We start from the raw sequence: 18,264 nt of genomic DNA on the forward strand, positions 1-18,264 counted from the left end.
CCCTGCTCCGGTTGATCGGTGGCAGGGGTTTAATAATTTTAGAAATTAAATTATATGGTTAGATTAGTTCTTGCTTTTTCTCATCAATTTTTGTTCCATATTCTTTTACTAATTTATCAATATCTTTAATAAAAGAGCGTTTTACATCAATATCCAATTCCTTTAAAGGTGTAAGATCAATGCCGAATAATCCAAATACTAAAGGAGTATCGGCTTGAAGGTTTTTGGTCAAAATATCAAGTTTTCCATTGGCATATTCTATATTAAGATTTGAGAAACTTTCTATTCTTCTCTGGATTTGATTAATGTAGCCTTCATTTAATTTATCAAAATCTGTTAAGATTTCTTCAACTTCTTCTTGACTGTGTGTTTTCCGTAATAGTTCATTTTTCTTAGAAATTGAATAAAACTTATAAGTGGTTAAAATATTTGTTGTTTCTTCAAAAGTAGATTTAAAATCTTCGCTCTTATATTTTAATAGGTTATAAAGAAAGGCTTGCAATGTAGTATAGTTTGTTGTTGTTTTCTTTTTTGAGAGAATGTCTTCTATTTCATTTAATGAAATATCCATTATAATGAACGGTGATTCATTATGAGGGTAGTGCCATACCTTTTTTTCATATGTTGATAAATCAAGAGTATAGTCTTTTAAATCTTCATTTAAATTAACTCGGGCTACAACTTCAGAAATTGAAAGGTTATTTTCAACCAGCAAGGCATTAATGTGTTCAATTAATTCAGGCGGAATAGGTATTTGCCGATATACCGTATCGAAATTTTGCAACCATTCTTGTTGCTCTATCTCACGCTTACTAAATTCTAAAGTACATTTGCCTATAAATTCGTCGAAACGTGAATGAGATTGTTCTTCCGGCACAATGTAAGAAAAAATTCTAAAAAATTCATCGGTAGAAATTTTCTTTATATCGCCTTTTTCAAGCTTAGAAATATAACTAGTGCTCTTATTAATGAAAGTTGCGACATCTTTTGATGCAACTTTATATTCTTGTCTTAAGTCTTTCAAAGCTAGGGCTAATTCTTTTGTTATTTTAATAGTAGCCATAATATCACTCCTTTTTACAATTAATATAGCATAAAAAAATTCTAAAAGTCAATAAATCGGTAAATATTTAAATAAATAATATAAAATTCAATAATTAAATATAAATTTACTAATAAATTTACTAAATCATCTTGACATTAAATTCTGTCGTGCTATAATCAAAAATGTAAGGAGCAATACAAACACAAATTAATCCCGTCTGATGATGGCTTGCCGGGTACAAGCCGAAATCTCTTAAAGAAGATCACGGGAATCCGTCACCACAAGGGGAAGAGGTGCCTTGTTGAAATAAATTAGTACCTTGAAAACTGAATAAAGAAGCGTAAATTTGCGAGACAAGCTGACCAGCTGACGGAATTACAGCTACCGGCACTGAGCTGACAGGCTATGTTTATTACCTATGATAATAGAAAGGGAATGGTACATGCGATGATAAATAAGGAAGAATTATTAAATCTGTTACAAGAATATAACTACTATATAATTACCAAACTAGTGGATTTACAATCTCAATCAAAACGAAAACGAGGAATTATGCAAAGGGCGGTTTATCATAATGTAAAGTTACAATGGAATGGATCAGTGTTTAAATTCTGGAATAGTGAGAATGACGACAACATAATGTATTTAAATTCCGACATAACAAATTTCGAACTTATAAGGGACGATAGGAACAAGGATATTTTGAAAGTTTACATAACTGATTGTCCAGAAGTTGTAGAAATGAGCTGCGGTAGGCATCATCATTGGGGGGCGTAATTATAAAGTTATTTACTCTCCATAAAAAGCAAAATGTTTTAAATGTAAATAATTAGGGTATTTATATTGTGCTGGTTGAAACATTAATCTGTTTTCCCGATAATATACCTATCAAACAGCCCACGTTCCAGTGGGTAATTTCCATTAAATAATTTAATATGAACAACTTGAATATGACGGCTTTGGTGCAATCTGTAGGGTGATTAATCTCAACCTGTAGATTTTCTACACCTTAAAACAGGATTTCGCTTTATAGCATATGCTATAAAGTTTGATATCTTGGCTTTGTGCGCTAATTTTTCGGGGCGTAATTCGTTATTGCTATTTTAGAATTTGGAAGGAGTGATGCACTTGATTGTAGACCACAACCAATAAAAATGCTGTTCCTTAAACTGATGTTGGCGCATCAGTGGGACAAGCACACATAAAATAAATCCAGAATTAAGTATAACACTAAGGTGTTGAAATTTCAACACAAATAGAAAGGATGAAAACAATGGAAACAATTATCATTAACGCAAGATTAATATTACTAGAGTTAGTAAAGAAAAATCAAGATGTAAACGCAAAAAAATTAATGGAGCAGGTATCGTTAGGCCAAGAACAAACAGAATTAGCATTACAATTTCTAGTCGAACATGGGCTTTCTAAATTTAAAATTGAAGGTAAATTTGAATATAAAACAGTCTCAATCACCCCAATAGGAAGGGACATAGCCGAAGAATGGCGCAATGAAGATAGATGGCAACTGGTCATTCAAGTCTGTAAACAGTTAGACAATTTCTCGTATCGGATACTTCCAAAGGTTTTAGAAAAAATAATTGATGCTGACATAGATAAACATATATACAGACAAAAAGGCACACTTCAGTATGAGTAAACCCAAGATAATTAAAGATGATAATGAGCCGGAACCGATTTCAGACACAAGCCTTTATTGGTATGAAAAAAGTAAATATATGTATCAATTAGGCATGATGGCTATGAACAAATATTTTGATATGGAAAATAAATACTACCAAGTTTGTTTATTAGCTTCATTATTTGAAGTACCTGTAGGCAGCAGAACGTTACAGTGAAAAAGTATTGGGGGTAGGCATACCGCTTATCCCCTCTATTGCTGGAGGGGTCGCATTGTTTGAAGATGTGATTACCTCAAATGGGCACACATCAGTTCTATATCACTCTAAGTCATCTCTGCGGCTCCCGAACCTAACGCCGAACATATTTATTAAAACTTATGATGAAATTAAGAAAGGGTGAAAATTACAATTAGTACATACAATTACTATATTAAAAATCTGGAAGCCGCCTATATTTATCGGGCAGCAATAACAGAGAAGGAATACAGCGTAAAAGATATTCCAATATCAAATTTATATACGGCTACATTTCCGTTTAGTTTAGAAAGTATCAGAGCAAAACGGTTAGCTAAAAACGAATTTGAGTTTCAGGCTGATAAACGATATACGGAAATGTTTATTAATGTCACCTTCAAAAAAGATTACAAAGATGCTGAAACAGGGAAAAAAGTAAAAAAGAATAAGATCAGAAAATATATTTATAATCACGGATTTTCAGTTGATGGAATCAAATATTGTTTTTACAAACGAGGTTCAAATAAAGCCAAGAATGGATCCGCTATATTTGTTAGACGACAGTATTATGATAGGCTGATCTCAAAAAGCAACTTAGGTATAACCTTTGAAAAAAATGAAATGATTGATATGGCAAGTATTCGAGCATATGAGGCTTTAATAATGTCTTCAATTGAATTCACTATAGAATTGAAAGCTAGTGAAATTCTTATAATCGATGATATTTATGGTCGAGAATTCGAAACAAGAGCAAGTATTACCGAACAGGTTGAAAATAAAATAATAACCGAAACCAAAACAATCTCCAGAACAAATTGCCTAACTGATGGTCAGTCATTATTGGATGAATCTGTTTTTGAGAAATATAATAAAAGTCATAAAGCTTTTATGCTTTTAAGAAATGATTGGTTGAAATCATGTGCTTTCAATACAAGACTTCAATCATTTTGGGAAGCTGAAGGAATAACAGAAATTGTTGAAAAATTAGATGGTAAAGTAACAGGTCGAACATTGAAATGTAGTGAAATCAAATTGATTATCACCCCAAACAGCCTTAAATGGTTAAAACTTACCAATAGTAAATTTGAAGGTGATAAAATTAAATGTTATCTACATTGGCTAACTCATATTGAAAATACCGTTGGGGTTGTTAAATGTGACAAAGCCGGTAATTATGGATCATCTAATAGAGCCACTTATCAATTAATCAATTCTCTTCCATTAAGTTATGGCGAAGTTAAAGAGCTGGCGAAAATTGAAATTGATTATGTAATGTCCTTGAAAAATGACTTTGCTATATTTAAAAACTATATTGGTCAGAATCATGAAGGTCTACTTGAAGATGATGGTATAGAAGACAAAGAAGATAGCGTAAATGATGAATATAAATCAAATGCTTTGATCAATGCACTCTTGGCGGTGAACAGTGAATTCCGGAAAACAACCAAATTTATAGATTGGAAAAAGGAGCAGATTAATTATTATATTGATGGGCTAAGGCGTGGAAAACTAAGGCTAAAAGATACGGTCTATGTCACATTATTTTGCAATCCTTATAGTATGCTTCAGGCTACCATAGGAAAGTATGAAAAAGGTGAATGTTCTCAAAAGGGAAGAGAAATTTGGTGCAGTTATTATAAAGAAGGTATGAATTTATGTGGCAGCAGAAACCCTCACGTTAATAGTGGGAACGTTTTGTATCTTACAAATAAGTACCGTGATGAATACAGTTGGTTTAATCTTACGGAACATATTATCATTATAAATGCGAATGATAATGATATTTTGGACAGGGCACAGGGTGCCGACATGGATTCAGACCAGTTTCTTTTACTTCCTCATAGTACACTAGTTAGAATGGCAAAATATTGTGAAGAGAATTTCCCAACTCCAATAAATCTGGTTGAAGGTAAAGTTAAATTAAGGAAGAATAACAATCTTGAACTAGCAAAACTAGACAATATGCTTTGTAACAATGCCATTGGAAAGATCGTAAATAAGAGCCAAATAATTAACTCATATATGTGGGATTATATTTCAAAAGGTGCTGATGATGGATTGATTGATGCATATTATCAAGCCAGCAGCAGATTATCCAGCCTTAGTCAGATTGAAATCGATAAGAGTAAAAAAAGTTTCGATAATATTAAAATTACTAAAGAAATGAATTTGATTAATGAATTCCAGTATGACAACAAACCAATATTAGATTTTCATATAACGGAATCCGGAAAATTTGATAAAAAAGGAAAACCAATATTAGATAAAAAGATGATCGTTCCAAGCTTTTTTAAATATGTGACAAAGAAAGATAATCATAGAGACAATAACAAATATAGAGCCTTTAGATCGGAAGGGTTTCAATGTCCGATGGATTTTTTAGAAGATATTCTTGATAAGGAAATCAAGAAACCTCATCCTATTAAAGACAAGGTACAATTTAAGGATTTGCTTGTCAGACAAAAGGATTTAAATGGTAATGACGCAAATTCAAAACAACTTGATAAAATATATGCCATTGTTAAGAAGTGGGATAATAAAATTAAATCATTAAATTTGGATTCGTGTGTTTTAAACGATAAGGCAAAAAAAACAGTAAGACAAAATGCTAAATCGAAAGCTATTAGTGATTTAAAGAACCTCACTATAAACAGTAAGACCATTTTAATGATTTTACGAAAGGCTTTTGGAGTTACTGAAAATGACATTGGTTTTAGCAAACATGCAATGATGACATTAAATCTATTATATTTCGCATATCCTAAAGAAACATTGGACTGTTTTAGAAATACTCAGACTAAAGACGAGTTTCTTATAAAAACTACAGATGGTCTAAGGGACGGAATCATTGAAATATTTGGTGAAACGTACATCAGAAAAATTGTACATTATCCCGAAATTCAAGATCAGAATAAGAAAAAAATATCTTAATTTAACTGGAAAGGAAGTATGAAAAACTACTTCCTTTTGTTGTAAATTCCAAAAAATAGGAAGATGCGTTCTGCAACTTGCTTATTTCAATAAGTACAGGAATTGTCCCAATGGGGTTATATGATATAGGCAATATTTAGCCTTAAAAAATTTTTAATAGAAAGGAACAAGCGGTATGCAAATAGATATATTTGACTTATATGATAGTGAAAAATGCCAAATCTGGCGAAAGAGAAACCGAATCAGACTCACAGATATTGCGAAATATTGCAAGTGTACTGCATCGGCAATATCCCAGTTTGAGAATGGCATTCTTGATTTATCGGATGAAAAAATGGATAAATATGAAGAATTTATTAGGCTGTATGAAGCAAGACAAGGTAAATAATTTTTTTTGGCTGCATAATAGATATAAATTACATTTGTATTATACATCATATTCAAGTAATGTCAATATTAAATTTAAAAATACCCATTATGGGAATCAATACGAAAAACAAAAAGGTGAAATCGGGAAAGAAGTTGATGAAAGATTAATAAAGGCATTGATGCACAAAGAAACTTCTTCAGGTTCCTGTTTGGTGATCTACAGAAAAATGAGTATATTAGAATAGTGTGTTTAAGTGATTCAGGTGATTTGAAGCCTGAATTTTTTAATGTCATAGATGATGCTATAGATTATGTAAATAAATATAAGCATAATTTTAATATTTTTACAAGTCTGAGTACAACAAATGGACAATCTGGAGAACGGGAAAATTTAATTAGAAGAAGAGTGTTAGCATTCGATTTTGATAAAAAAGATTTGGGTAATAATTTCAATCATAAAGATATCCTCAGACTCTTTAATGAAAATGGTATTTATTATCATGCGCTTGTTAGCAGCGGTGGCGGCTTTCATGTTTATGTTCTAATTAAAGATACTGATGATATTGATAAAATTATTGAAGTAAATACTGCACTTGCCAAGAGGTTAGGAGCTGACCCAAATGCAGTCAAGACAACTCAAATATTAAGAGTTCCGCATACATACAACCATAAAAATAATACCAAGAAGCAAGTGAACTTAATGCATATGGCAACGCCGGAGAAACAGAAGCCATATGATCTCGATAAATTATATAAGCAGTATTGCTTATTATCGGATGATAAATTTATCAGACATATAAAAACGGCTATGCCTTATTGTATCGGAGAAATTCTAAAAGGTGTTCCTGAAGGACATAGGAATTTCTGTTTAGGACGATTGGCGGCACACTTAAAAAAGAATAGTTATAGTCAAGTACAAGCCTTTGAAATTATTAAAGAGTGGAATGCAAAATGTAATCCTCCCGAAAAGGTTAATGATTTACAAAAGCATTTTCAAGCCTACTGGAAGAAGGATTATAAATTGCTTGGATGCAAGACAGATAATCCAGAAATCCAAAGTATATTATCTGATTACTGCGATCGGTTTAATTGTAATAAATCAGATCAGGATGAGATAATTGTTATTGATGAAAAAGTTGTAGAATTAGAACATAAGCACATTCAGCTTTTGAAGAATAAAAAGGGTTTTAAAATGAATGGAAATCATCTTGCAATGTTAAGTATTCTTAATATTTATTCAGAAGGTCTTTCTACAAAGCAGATTATTGAACAATTAACCAGTACAATTACACATAAATGTTGTATGTCGAAGAATACGATTTCTAGAGTACTAGGAGATTTGATAGATAATAAAATAGTCGATTGTATTGAAGGTAAGAATAAAAATCAGTCAAATTTTTATATTTTAAATAGAGCTCAATGTGAGAAAAACGAGTTATTATTTTTAAGTTTCCATTCGATACAAAGGTTTATTGATAGGGTTATCACGCCAAACGAATTAAGAGTTTACTGTTATATGAGATATAGAAAACAAATAGGTAAAAATCTGACTCAGGATGAGTTGGCAGATGATTTAGGTACAACACGGAAAGAAGTGTGTGAATGTATTAAGAATTTGGAGAAGGCTAGATATCTAATTATTTATAAGGATTATTCAGTAAATCCTAATGGAGTTAATATATATACCTTCTTGGTATAAAGAGAAGGATATGTATATGGATAGATATAGAATCATAAGCCTAGTATATATATTTTGTATGTATGTGTAACCTTTTTTGGGATACGGCATACCTCAAAGTACTGAAAACAATGGTTTTTAAGAATTATTTCCGTTGCGTGTTTTTTGGGATACGGAAAGAGAATTTAATTATATGAAAATAACATAAAGGGTATTCAGCAGCCCGAAGTGTTCATTTTATTTTCATCCTTTTTATGGGTTGGTGCATTCCCAAAATGCATAATGGGAAATATTTTAACCATTTATATTTCCTTTCTTTCTCGAGGGCATGAGCTGTTTTGGTTCGTGCCTTTGATATTTATACGGTGAAAGTCGTTTAAATATAAACACAATTGCTAAATTGTTTTAACCATTTTTAGTAAGAGTTGTTGGTTCTGAAGTGGTGCAAATCCACCTTCCTCCAAAGTAAGGTCTGAACCATACTAGGCATCAATAATCAAAAGGTGGTAAGTTTCCACCTGCATGACCTCTGGGTGTACTGGAGGTTGTGTTGCCAAAAAATAAAATGATTTCATCCTCATTCTTTCTTTGATAGATCACGGCAGAGGGCGGTAGTGATATACCGCCTTTTGTTGTGCGGAAAAGAAGAGAGATGACAATAAATAAATGAAAGTAGTGATTGTTTGATACAAATTTCAAGAGCAGAAGCGGATTATATTAGGTCAAAACATATTGATCTTGATGTATCCATGACTGGACGAGGTAAGCGAAAGCAAAAGTATTATGCGCCGGAAGCAAATGTAATATTTGATTTGCTTAGCGAGTTAAATAAAACTATAAAAACAAAGGAGTAAAAGAAAGAATGATTGATTTTGAAAAAATGAGACAGGAAAAGACTGTGGTTATATTTTCGCAGCGGATAGCGGAGAAGTTAGTGTTTCGATATGGTCTGAGAAATTTAATAGCCATAGAAAAATCTAATAGAGATGAACGAAGGAAAGTATATATCTTTTTTAATTTCCCAGAACTTGTGGACGAGTTTCAGCAAATGGTAGAAGATTTAAAATGGCTTGAAAATGAAAGATGCAAGACTGAGCAGGACTATTACAATATATCGGATAAAGTTAAAAAGCCAGGATCAGAAATAGTTGAGCCGGAACCAACGGAAGAAACTATTTCATCAGTGAATGATTCTGACCTCTTGCCGGAGGATGACGGAAAGCCAAAAGCTAAAAGGGGAAGAAAAAAGAAATCTAATATGAAAAATGAATTACAGGGGGAGCATACAGAAATTTATGAAACAGTATGACAACATTCTAATCAAAGATATCGATCTGGCACAAGCCATTATAGACGCAGGATATTTTAATAAACTATTATACAAAGGGCTTGGTAAACATAATAGCGGCGTGCCTCAATGGCGGTTTGAGAACTGTCAAGAGATATGGTCAATCATTAAACGGTATCATGAAGAGACTAAAAAAGAATGGGCAGAAACTCCCATTCAATATCCGGGACATATGCAATTTATTGAGATTTTGGGCAGTGACTATGCAGAACGATTAATTAGAGAGTTTGGACTGATTAAGCGTTTTGTATTTGCGGTAAAGTCTAAAGACTTTGATGATAAATTAATATGTAAATTCCAACGTTCTCCTGATGTGATGAAGGCATGGAATCAGATCTATTATGAGGGTGGTGCCGATAATGAAGAAATATAATATAACCTTGAAGAATGGACGAAAGTATGAATGTGTCGCTGATAAGGATTTGAATTTAAACAGCTTCAATAACTTTGCGAATTTTATAGAGCTGGAGGGCGTTGATGGAATTAAAATGATCTTCGCAAAGGATGAGATTGAAACAGTGAGGGTAGAAGAATTGGAAGATAGGATAGAGTCTGAAGAAGATCCTATTAATTCATATTTTAAAGATAAGTTTAATATCACCGATGAGCAATTAAAAAAGTTATATGACGGCATTGCTTATAGTCGTAAATGGCAACCGGTTTGGGATCATAAAGCCGGGTATTTGAGGTTTGAATAATATAAAATGAAAAGAGCAAGGTGAAAATCATCTTGCTCAGCTGGCATATTATTTACTTTTTCTTTGAACTGGAAGGTCTTTGTGACAAAGCACTTCCGGCAGCGGTTTTGGATGCTGCTCCAGTCCTTCCATCACGGAGGACTTTTGAAGCGGCAGTTGCCGCGCTCTTGGATGTTACTTTTGATGTTGCCATATATCCGTCCACTCTCCTTTCTTCAATATATTGTTATGAACGTTTGTTCTAACACAATATAAAGTATAAGTTACTATTCGATAGCTGTCAAGACAAAACGATAAATATTCTGACAATTTAATCTATATATGGGGAGAGACATGGCGAAATATAGTTTTTATAATACTACACGTTGGAGAAAGTTAAGGCAGTTCGTTATTGATCGAGCAGGGGGAATCTGTGAGGTATGTCATGTTGAGAAGGGAACAATAGCAGACCATATTGAGGAAGTTACTGATGATAATGTTAATGATCCGAATATAGTTTGGAATCCTGAAAACTTACAAGCTGTGTGTCAGGACTGTCACAATAGGAAACATCATGGAAATGGTGGAGCTGTGGTTGATGGTCTGATGTTTGATAGTGAGGGAAATTTAATAGTGATTGATGATTCAGATCTGATTACTTTAGCGAACCAAAGCGTGAGTACTCCCCCATTGCAAACCTTAAAACGTTGAAATTTAAAACCGATGGATATCTACAATTTTCCTCTCTATGGGATATTCTCACATGGAAGACTTAGACAAGGAGGTAATCACTATTGAAAATAACAATTTATTAGATAAATTCGACAAAGATAAAGTTTATAAAGCAGAATTGAAAAAACTTAAAGGGATTTTTAAAGATATCCCGAAAGATAAAATGCAAGTTGCGGAAAGCCTTATAGATCAGACCGCATTTATGCAAGCAACCCTAAAAGAATTGAGTTTGTACATAGATAGAGATGGTGCAATCTCATCAGATGGTAAAGGGAATGTTAAAGAATCTCCGGCAGTTAAAAGTTATACAGCCTTAATAAACCGCTATAGTAATTCAATAAAACAACTGCTTGATTTATTACCCAAGAATATTTCAGAGCCTTCAAATGAAGATAATAATGCGAAGGATGAATTACTTACCTTTATAAAAAATAGGTAGGTGATTCAATGGCTGAAAATTACATACTGGAATATTGGGACAAGATACAAAGTGATGAAGTTATTGTATCAAAAAGAATAAAGCAATTATATGAGAAGGTGGTAACGGAACTAGAGAATCCGAAACCGCCTTTTATATTTGATATTGAACTTGCAACCAGACCCATAACTTTTATTGAAACTTTCTGTAAAAACAGTAAGGGACAATGGAGTGGAAAACAGATTCAGCTTTTACTCTGGCAGAAGGCAATGATACAGGTTATTTATGGTTTTGTACATTGTGAAACGAAGCTGAGAAGGGCAAGAGAGATATTTATAATTTGCGGTCGGAAAAATGGAAAGAGCGTTCTTACTTCTGGATTGGGTTTATATGGAATGATGGAAGAGGATGGAGCACAGGTCGCTTGTATTTCTACCAAAAAAGATGCTGCAATGATTGTATTTAATGAAGCTCTGAATATGGTTAGACAGTCCCCTAATCTAAATAAACACATTAGAAAAAGAAAATCTGATATGTATATGGAAAGCACTTTTTCTAATTTTGTGCCACTTTCAAGCAAGTCAAATACTCTTGACGGATTAAATGTAAGTCTTGGAATAGCTGATGAAGTTGCAGCTATACGGGACAGAGATACATATGATGTTATATATCAGTCTCAAAGTTCAAGACAGCAGCCTATGATGTTTAGCATAAGCACAGCAGGGTTTATCAGGGAAGGTTTGTTTGATGCACAGTATAAATATGGTTGTGATGTTCTGGATGGAATTATTATTAATGATTCTTTCCTTTCGTTCTTTTATGAGTTGGATGATAAAGCGGAAATTGATAATCCTGATTGTTGGGGAAAAGCAAATCCTTCACTTGGAGTAATTAAGTCTTTTGATGATCTGAAAGCAAATGTTGAAAAAGCTAAAGTCGATTCCACGTTTATGCCTACAGTTATTACAAAGGACTTTAATATTAGAGAAACTGTTGCCGGAAGTTGGTTGACTTTTGCAGACCTTAATAATACAAGTACTTATGATATTGCAGATTTCAAAGGATCATATTGTATAGGCGGTGTTGATCTTTCTGAAGTTGGAGATCTGACTTGTGCAACTATTATAATGATGAAGCGTAATAATCCTATGAAGTATGTCCACCAGATGTACTTTATTCCAGAAGAAGCAGCATTTAATAAAATCAAATCCGATAAAGTACCTTATGATATTTGGAGAGATAAAGGTTATATTACTTTCTGCAAAGGTAATAAGGTTAATACTTCTGATGTGACCAAATGGTTTAATGAAACCGTAATCAAGCAATATGGGATTATTCCAATCAATATAGGTTATGACTGGGCAATGAGTAGCCTTTGGCAAGAGGAAATGAAGGCTCATGGATTCAAGCTGTCTTCTGTAAGGCAGGGTTTTATTTCTGTATCTCCAATAATGAGAGAAATGGAACTGGATTTTAAATCTAAGCTGATAAATTATAATGATAACCCTGCGCTAAAGTGGTGCCTCTCTAATACTCAAGTCATAACAGATCCAGCCGGAAACATTAAGTTTGATAAGCGTAAAAATAAACATATGCGTAATGATGGAATGACAAGCTTATATACTGCTTATAAAGTTCTGATAGATAATTATCGGGACTTTTTAAATATGATCAAATAAGGAAAGGAGGTAGGGCGAAATAGAAAAACGAAGTATATTTAATAAATGGTTTGGTGCAAAGGAAAATGACACAAGTAAAGATAACAAGCAGTATACGGCTGTAAAAATGCTTAACGGTTACAATAATCGAATTACAAGCTTCAATGGCGGTATTTATGATGATGATACTGTTAGAGCTTGCGTTGATGCAATTGCTCGTCATTTTGCAAAGATGAAACCAACCCATAAATTGAAGAATGTAGAGCAATCGAGCAATTTAAATAAACTGTTATCTTTAAGACCTAATACCGAAATGTCTTCATATGATTTTTTGTACAAAATCTGTACAAATCTGTATATAGAAAATAATGCGTATATCTATATTCGAAGAGATTCTTTTGGCAACATTATAGGGCTTTACCCTGTTTTATATAATCAGGCAGAGTTGATTGAGGATAGACTAGGGAATTTTTATCTGAGGTTTAATTTTAGCGGTAGTCAGACTATAACGGAAAGCATTGAAAATATTATTGTTCTGAGAAAGCACTTCTATAAAAATGACTTCTATGGTGAAAGCAATCATCAGACGTTGAATCCGGTTATTAATCTTTTATATACCATTAATCAAGGTATAATTCAGGCTGTGAAAACATCGGGATTAATCCGAGGCATATTGAAATTAGTTGGGATGTTGCAGGGTGATGATAAAACCGAATTAAAGAAACAGTTTGAAGAAGACTATTTATCTGCACAAAATAGTGGTGGTATTGCCGTTACGGATGATAGATCAACATACATACCAATTGAAAGTAAACCGATTTTAGTAGATGACAAAAATACAGCTCTTGCAAAAGATAAAGTATATACCTATTTTGGGGTATCTGAAGGAATTGTTAAAGGAAAATATACAGAGGATGAATGGCAGAGTTTCTACGAATCTGTACTGGAACCGCTGGCAATTTCCTTCAGTCAAGAATTCACTGCTAAGATATTTACTCAGAGAGAAATTGACTTTGGGAATACCGTTGTGTTTATTGCAGACAGACTTTCTTATATGAATACGAAATCCAAAATTGATATGATCGTAGCGGTCAAGGAGCTGGGGGTTCTTAATAAAGGTCAACTTGCAGAGATACTTAATCTTTCACCGCCGCCGGATGCAGAGGAATATTTACAATCGCTAAACTATATAAACTCAAAGATTGCAAATCAATATCAGCTCAATAACGGAAAGGAAGGTGAAAAAGTAGATGGAGAATAAATTTAGTATGATAGGTTCAAAGGAATGCAGAGCGTTTGCAATGCCTGACTTAATCGTGCAGCCGGAAGGCAATGTAATTGAAGGTCATGCAGCCGTATTTAACCAGGTTGCCAATATTGGCGGTTGGTTCAATGAAGTTATTGAAAGAGGTGCATTTGATAAAACAGATTTTACTGATGTATTATTTAGCATAAACCATGATTTATCTAAAATACCACTTGCAAGAAGCCGAAACAATAACGAAAACAGCACCTTGTTTTTAAAGATAGATGAAGAGGGATTATATTCAAGGGCTTCACTCGACACGGATAATAATACGGAAGCAAAAGCTTTATATAGTGCAGTCGAAAGGAAGGATATCACAGGAATGTCCTTCATTTTTTATGTTCGGGATGAAGTTTGGGAAGATTTAGATACTGATATGCCAACTAGAAGAATTACAGATATTGCAAAGGTTATAGAAATATCTGCGGTAAATTTTCCGGCATATCCACAAACGGATATAAATAGCCGTTCTGAATCGCTGGATAGCGTGAGAGAAAAGCTGGACAGCTTAAAGGCAGATTATATAAACAAACAAAATGCTCTGGCTTTGGAGCAAAGAAAAAAAGAAATCATTTTAAAAACATTTATGTAAAAGGAGATTATTAAACATTATGGATAAAAACACAGAAAGATTATTTGAAATCAACAAGAGAAAGGCTGAAATAAGGAGCCTTATTGAAGAAAACAAGGCAGAAAATTTGGATGAAATTGAAGCTGAATTGAGAAGTCTTGATACTGAATATGCAAATATTGAACAGAGAATGAAATTAATTGATGGTATCGTTGTTAAAAAGCCTGAAGGAGATAAGAGTATGGAAACAAGAGAATTTACAATTGAAAGTGCTGAATATAGAAGTGCGTTTCTAAACAAATTGAGAGGGGTAGAACTTAATGAAGCTGAAAAGCGTGCATTTACTACAGCCGTTGGTAGTGCAGAAGCGGTTATTCCGACAATAACACAGAATAAGATCGTAGAAGTAATTAAACAGCATGCTCCATTGTTGGCAGAAATTAATCTGCTTCAAGTACCAGGCGGCGTAAGAGTTCCTGTTGAAGATGTTGTTGATGCAGCTATTACACATGCAGAAAATGCTACTATCACAGCTTCAGGCGATACACTTACATATGTTGATTTATTCGGATATGAAGTAACAAAATTGTTGCAGATTTCTAAATCCGTTATGAAGATGTCAGTAGATGCATTTGAGACATGGCTTGCTAATAATCTTGGTAAATCTTTGGCATCAAAGATCACTTTTTTAATTATTAGCGGTACTGGCTCTGGTGAAGCAGAAGGAATTGATGAAATTACTTGGGATGCAACTAATTCTGTAACTGTTGCTTTGGCTGGTTCTTTGACAAATACTAATGTAACAACTTTAATCGGATTGCTTGCAGGTGGATATGATGCAAATGCTAAATTCTTAATGAGTAAGAAAACACTGTTTACAGATTTCATGCCATTAAAAGATGCATCTAAAAATGATCTGGTTACCCGTGAAGGTTCTAATTACTTTATTTACGGATATCCAGTAATGCTTGACGAACGTATCACATTGCATGAAGCTATTTTAGGTGATTTCATGGCTGGATATTATGGGAATATGCCTGAAGATGTTAATGTGACTACAGCTTTTGATATTGATACTAATAGTTATAAGTATCTTGGTGCAGGGATGTTTGATGGCAAGGTTGCATTAACTGGAGCATTCGTTAAGCTGATTAAAGCTACTGCTTAATAAGGTGATATCATGGCTATTCTTGATATCGTAAAAACCAGTTTGCGTATATCAATCTTTAACACAGATTTTAATGATGAGATCAATAATTTGATTGAAGAGTGTCAAGATGATTTAGGGGCATCGGGTATTAATCCCGATGCTCTTTTAAATATTGATACTGACGGTAATTTGCGAAGGGTGATAACTCTTTATTGTAAAGCCTTCTTTGGGTTGGAAAACCCAGATAAGGATTGGTATTTGAACCAATATAACAATAAAAAAGCTGAAATGTTGAATCAAATTACTCAGTATGGGGTAGGTGATACGAGTGTTTAATAAGATAATCCAGTTAATAAGTATTATCTATTCAAAAGATAGCATTGGACAACAAATTAAAGATTACTCTTATCGGAAAGTATATGCAAAGCAAAAAAGCATTCCTCAGTCTGAATTCTTTAGTGCAGGACAAACAGATATAAAACCGTCAACTGTTTTTATTATTAGGACAGGAGAATATAAAGGCGAAACGATGCTTTTATATAACGGTGTTAAATATTCAATATATCGTGTTTATAATACTAAAAATGAAATGACAGAGATTTATTGTGAAGTACGTAAGGGTGATAAATAATGAAATGTACGATAGACAATTTTTCTGGCCTTATTGCTTCTGAACTAGCAAAATATAATAAACAGGTGACTGAATCGGTTAAGGAGATCATTACAGAGGAAGCCAACCAGCTTGTAGAAAATATAGGTAATGATTCTCCAAAACGGAGCAGAAAGATAAAGAACCGTGTGCTAAATCGTTATTCTAAAAATTGGACTGCTAAAAAGCAGTTTGAGAATAGCCTAAATATTTCTTACACGGTTTACAATAAATCAGACCCACAGCTTACCCATTTGTTAGAGAATGGTTTTGCTACAAGGGATGGTGGTAGGGTTGAAGGACAAAAGCATATCGAACCAAATGAAGAAAAAATGATCGAGTCTCTTCAGGAAAAAATTGAAAAGGCGGTTGGTGAGATATGACACAACCAGAATTTTATAATCTGATTCAATCAGCTGGATATCCTGTAGTTTATCACAGCTTTAAAGCCAGTGAAGAAGATCCAACTAAACCACCATATATTATATATTTGATAACTGGAAGCAATAACATAGGGGCAGATAATAAGGTAAAGGTTAAAATAAATAAATATCGGGTGGAGTTATACACCAGTAAAAAGGATTTGGAAGCAGAACAATCACTAGAAAATGTGTTTGATAATGCTTCCATTTTTTATGACAAAGTTGAGGTTTACATTGATACAGAATCAATGTTGCAAATAATTTATGAAGTAGAAATTTAAAGGAGACATAAAATAGATGAGTAATAAAATTAAGTACGGTTTAAGCAATGTCTATTATGCTTTGCTTACTGGAAGAGATGCCATTACAGGCGTTATACATATGGTACACCAGTTGCACTTGAAGGAGCAGTGAATCTGTCACTAGAACCAGACGGTGAAATTATACCAGTCTATGCAGATAATGTTGAAGCATTATCTCTAGTAAATAATAAGGGCTATACTGGAGAATTGGAATTGCTGATTGCTAATGATGCATTTAAAGCAGCGGTTTTAGGAGAAGAGCTCGTTAGTGGAGTGCAATTTGAAAACGCAGATGCAAAACCAAAAGAATTTGCTTTAGCGTTCCAGTTTGAAGGTGATGTAAATGAAAAACGCCATTGGCTATATCGTTGTAAATGTTCAAGACCAAATATAGCATCAAGTACTAAAGGGGATAGTATTGAGCCAGTTAATGATACTTTAAGTATTACGGTAAGACCGAGAATTGGCGATAAACTCGTTAAAGCATCAGTAGATAATACTACTGAAAATACAACGATTTATGCGAATTGGTTTAGCGAAGTATATGAAAAATCGACAGAGGTGTAACATATGGAAAAAGTAATTAAAATAGATGGTCGTGATATCGTATTTAAATCAACAGGGGCAGCTCCTTTGAGATATAAAGCCCAGTTTAAACGAGATTTCTTTGCTGACATTATGAAACTTGAAAAAGTTGTCAGTAAAGGTGATGAAGTAAATGTTGATTATTTGGATCTAGAAATTTTCTATAATATCGCTTGGGTGTTTGCGAAAACAGCAGACCCCACAATTAAAACACCTTTAGAGTGGCTGGATGATTTTAGCGTATTTCCCATCATGGATATATGCAAAGAACTTCAAGACCTGTTGATTAATTCGCTGGGAGTAACTAACTCCCCAAACTAGAATCCGATAGCCAGACAGAAGATGAATCCTTTACCACTGATATTTATATATTACGTTGTAAACAGGTTGGTCTGTCTATCGGAGAATTGGATTACTTAACAATTGGAATGATATTTGATTTATTTGGGGCTTATATTGAAGATCAAAAAGAAAGTACAAATGAAAATAATAACCAACCAAAAGTAAAGAGAGCTACACAGGATGATTTTAATAAATTTTAATACTAGG

The 18,264-nt window shown here is 33.3% G+C and carries 24 protein-coding genes; 22 read left to right on the forward strand and 2 right to left on the reverse strand.

Annotated features, from left to right (window positions below; translation table 11 throughout):
* Positions 1-58: 58 nt before the first annotated feature.
* Positions 59-1,063: a helix-turn-helix domain-containing protein gene (locus KCX82_RS14265; RefSeq protein WP_227019162.1), complete on the reverse strand. Its 1,005-nt coding sequence runs from the start codon at positions 1,061-1,063 to the stop codon at positions 59-61.
* Positions 1,064-1,492: 429 nt separating this feature from the next.
* Between KCX82_RS14265 and KCX82_RS14270 the strand changes: the two genes are divergently transcribed.
* From KCX82_RS14270 to KCX82_RS14310, 9 genes are all read left to right on the forward strand, one after another.
* Positions 1,493-1,822, forward strand: a complete 330-nt coding sequence (locus KCX82_RS14270) for a hypothetical protein (protein WP_227019163.1) — start codon at positions 1,493-1,495, stop codon at positions 1,820-1,822.
* 496 nt (positions 1,823-2,318) lie between these two features.
* Entirely contained in the window at positions 2,319-2,702 is a 384-nt protein-coding gene (locus tag KCX82_RS14275) for a hypothetical protein (protein ID WP_227019164.1), read from the forward strand.
* The gene (locus tag KCX82_RS14280) at positions 2,695-2,901 is read left to right on the forward strand and encodes a hypothetical protein (protein WP_227019165.1); all 207 of its coding nucleotides are present in this window, start codon (positions 2,695-2,697) and stop codon (positions 2,899-2,901) included. Before KCX82_RS14275 ends, KCX82_RS14280 begins: the two co-directional genes overlap by 8 nt.
* A gap of 180 nt (positions 2,902-3,081) precedes the next feature.
* Complete coding sequence (locus KCX82_RS14285) at positions 3,082-5,850, forward strand: hypothetical protein (RefSeq protein ID WP_227019166.1); 2,769 nt, start codon at positions 3,082-3,084, stop codon at positions 5,848-5,850.
* Positions 5,851-6,050: 200 nt separating this feature from the next.
* Positions 6,051-6,464, forward strand: coding sequence for a hypothetical protein (locus KCX82_RS14290; RefSeq protein ID WP_227019167.1), 414 nt, complete (start codon positions 6,051-6,053; stop codon positions 6,462-6,464).
* Positions 6,465-6,487: 23 nt separating this feature from the next.
* Complete coding sequence (locus tag KCX82_RS14295; protein ID WP_227019168.1) at positions 6,488-7,918, forward strand: hypothetical protein; 1,431 nt, start codon at positions 6,488-6,490, stop codon at positions 7,916-7,918.
* Between the two features lie 841 nt (positions 7,919-8,759).
* Entirely contained in the window at positions 8,760-9,206 is a 447-nt protein-coding gene (locus KCX82_RS14300; RefSeq protein WP_227019169.1) for a hypothetical protein, read from the forward strand.
* Entirely contained in the window at positions 9,193-9,618 is a 426-nt protein-coding gene (locus tag KCX82_RS14305; RefSeq protein ID WP_227019170.1) for a hypothetical protein, read from the forward strand. The genes KCX82_RS14300 and KCX82_RS14305 overlap by 14 nt, the downstream gene beginning before the upstream one ends.
* Complete coding sequence (locus tag KCX82_RS14310; protein WP_227019171.1) at positions 9,605-9,943, forward strand: hypothetical protein; 339 nt, start codon at positions 9,605-9,607, stop codon at positions 9,941-9,943. Before KCX82_RS14305 ends, KCX82_RS14310 begins: the two co-directional genes overlap by 14 nt.
* A gap of 52 nt (positions 9,944-9,995) precedes the next feature.
* On the opposite strand, the gene KCX82_RS14315 is transcribed toward KCX82_RS14310, so the two are convergent.
* Positions 9,996-10,136 (reverse strand): hypothetical protein, encoded by a 141-nt coding sequence (locus tag KCX82_RS14315; RefSeq protein ID WP_227019172.1) that lies wholly within the window; start codon positions 10,134-10,136, stop codon positions 9,996-9,998.
* A 140-nt stretch (positions 10,137-10,276) separates the two neighbouring features.
* On the opposite strand from KCX82_RS14315, the gene KCX82_RS14320 reads away from it, so the two are divergent.
* From KCX82_RS14320 to KCX82_RS23005, 13 genes are all read left to right on the forward strand, one after another.
* The gene (locus KCX82_RS14320) at positions 10,277-10,633 is read left to right on the forward strand and encodes an HNH endonuclease (RefSeq protein WP_227019173.1); all 357 of its coding nucleotides are present in this window, start codon (positions 10,277-10,279) and stop codon (positions 10,631-10,633) included.
* A 52-nt stretch (positions 10,634-10,685) separates the two neighbouring features.
* Entirely contained in the window at positions 10,686-11,093 is a 408-nt protein-coding gene (locus KCX82_RS14325; RefSeq protein ID WP_227019174.1) for a hypothetical protein, read from the forward strand.
* Between the two features lie 8 nt (positions 11,094-11,101).
* A complete protein-coding gene (locus tag KCX82_RS14330) occupies positions 11,102-12,751 on the forward strand; it encodes a terminase large subunit (RefSeq protein ID WP_227019175.1) in 1,650 nt (549 codons plus the stop codon).
* 106 nt (positions 12,752-12,857) lie between these two features.
* Entirely contained in the window at positions 12,858-13,991 is a 1,134-nt protein-coding gene (locus KCX82_RS14335) for a phage portal protein (protein WP_227019176.1), read from the forward strand.
* On the forward strand, positions 13,981-14,628 hold the full coding sequence (locus KCX82_RS14340; protein ID WP_227019177.1) for an HK97 family phage prohead protease: 648 nt from the start codon (positions 13,981-13,983) through the stop codon (positions 14,626-14,628). Before KCX82_RS14335 ends, KCX82_RS14340 begins: the two co-directional genes overlap by 11 nt.
* A 19-nt stretch (positions 14,629-14,647) precedes the next feature.
* Entirely contained in the window at positions 14,648-15,775 is a 1,128-nt protein-coding gene (locus KCX82_RS14345; protein WP_227019178.1) for a phage major capsid protein, read from the forward strand.
* A gap of 12 nt (positions 15,776-15,787) precedes the next feature.
* Entirely contained in the window at positions 15,788-16,093 is a 306-nt protein-coding gene (locus tag KCX82_RS14350) for a phage head-tail connector protein (RefSeq protein ID WP_227019179.1), read from the forward strand.
* Positions 16,086-16,388 carry a phage head closure protein gene (locus KCX82_RS14355; protein WP_227019180.1) on the forward strand — a complete coding sequence of 101 codons (303 nt, stop codon included), beginning with the start codon at positions 16,086-16,088 and terminating at the stop codon, positions 16,386-16,388. Before KCX82_RS14350 ends, KCX82_RS14355 begins: the two co-directional genes overlap by 8 nt.
* Positions 16,388-16,789: a hypothetical protein gene (locus KCX82_RS14360; RefSeq protein WP_227019181.1), complete on the forward strand. Its 402-nt coding sequence runs from the start codon at positions 16,388-16,390 to the stop codon at positions 16,787-16,789. Before KCX82_RS14355 ends, KCX82_RS14360 begins: the two co-directional genes overlap by 1 nt.
* Positions 16,786-17,109 carry a hypothetical protein gene (locus tag KCX82_RS14365; RefSeq protein ID WP_227019182.1) on the forward strand — a complete coding sequence of 108 codons (324 nt, stop codon included), beginning with the start codon at positions 16,786-16,788 and terminating at the stop codon, positions 17,107-17,109. Before KCX82_RS14360 ends, KCX82_RS14365 begins: the two co-directional genes overlap by 4 nt.
* 129 nt (positions 17,110-17,238) lie before the next feature.
* Positions 17,239-17,697: a major tail protein gene (locus KCX82_RS14370; protein ID WP_227019183.1), complete on the forward strand. Its 459-nt coding sequence runs from the start codon at positions 17,239-17,241 to the stop codon at positions 17,695-17,697.
* 3 nt (positions 17,698-17,700) lie between these two features.
* Complete coding sequence (locus tag KCX82_RS14375; RefSeq protein WP_227019184.1) at positions 17,701-18,036, forward strand: hypothetical protein; 336 nt, start codon at positions 17,701-17,703, stop codon at positions 18,034-18,036.
* An 86-nt stretch (positions 18,037-18,122) separates the two neighbouring features.
* Positions 18,123-18,257, forward strand: coding sequence for a hypothetical protein (locus tag KCX82_RS23005; protein ID WP_264373285.1), 135 nt, complete (start codon positions 18,123-18,125; stop codon positions 18,255-18,257).
* The last annotated feature ends 7 nt before the right edge of the window (positions 18,258-18,264 follow it).

This window comes from Sinanaerobacter chloroacetimidivorans, assembly GCF_018128545.1.
Taxonomy (GTDB): Bacteria; Bacillota; Clostridia; order Peptostreptococcales; family Anaerovoracaceae; genus Sinanaerobacter; species Sinanaerobacter chloroacetimidivorans.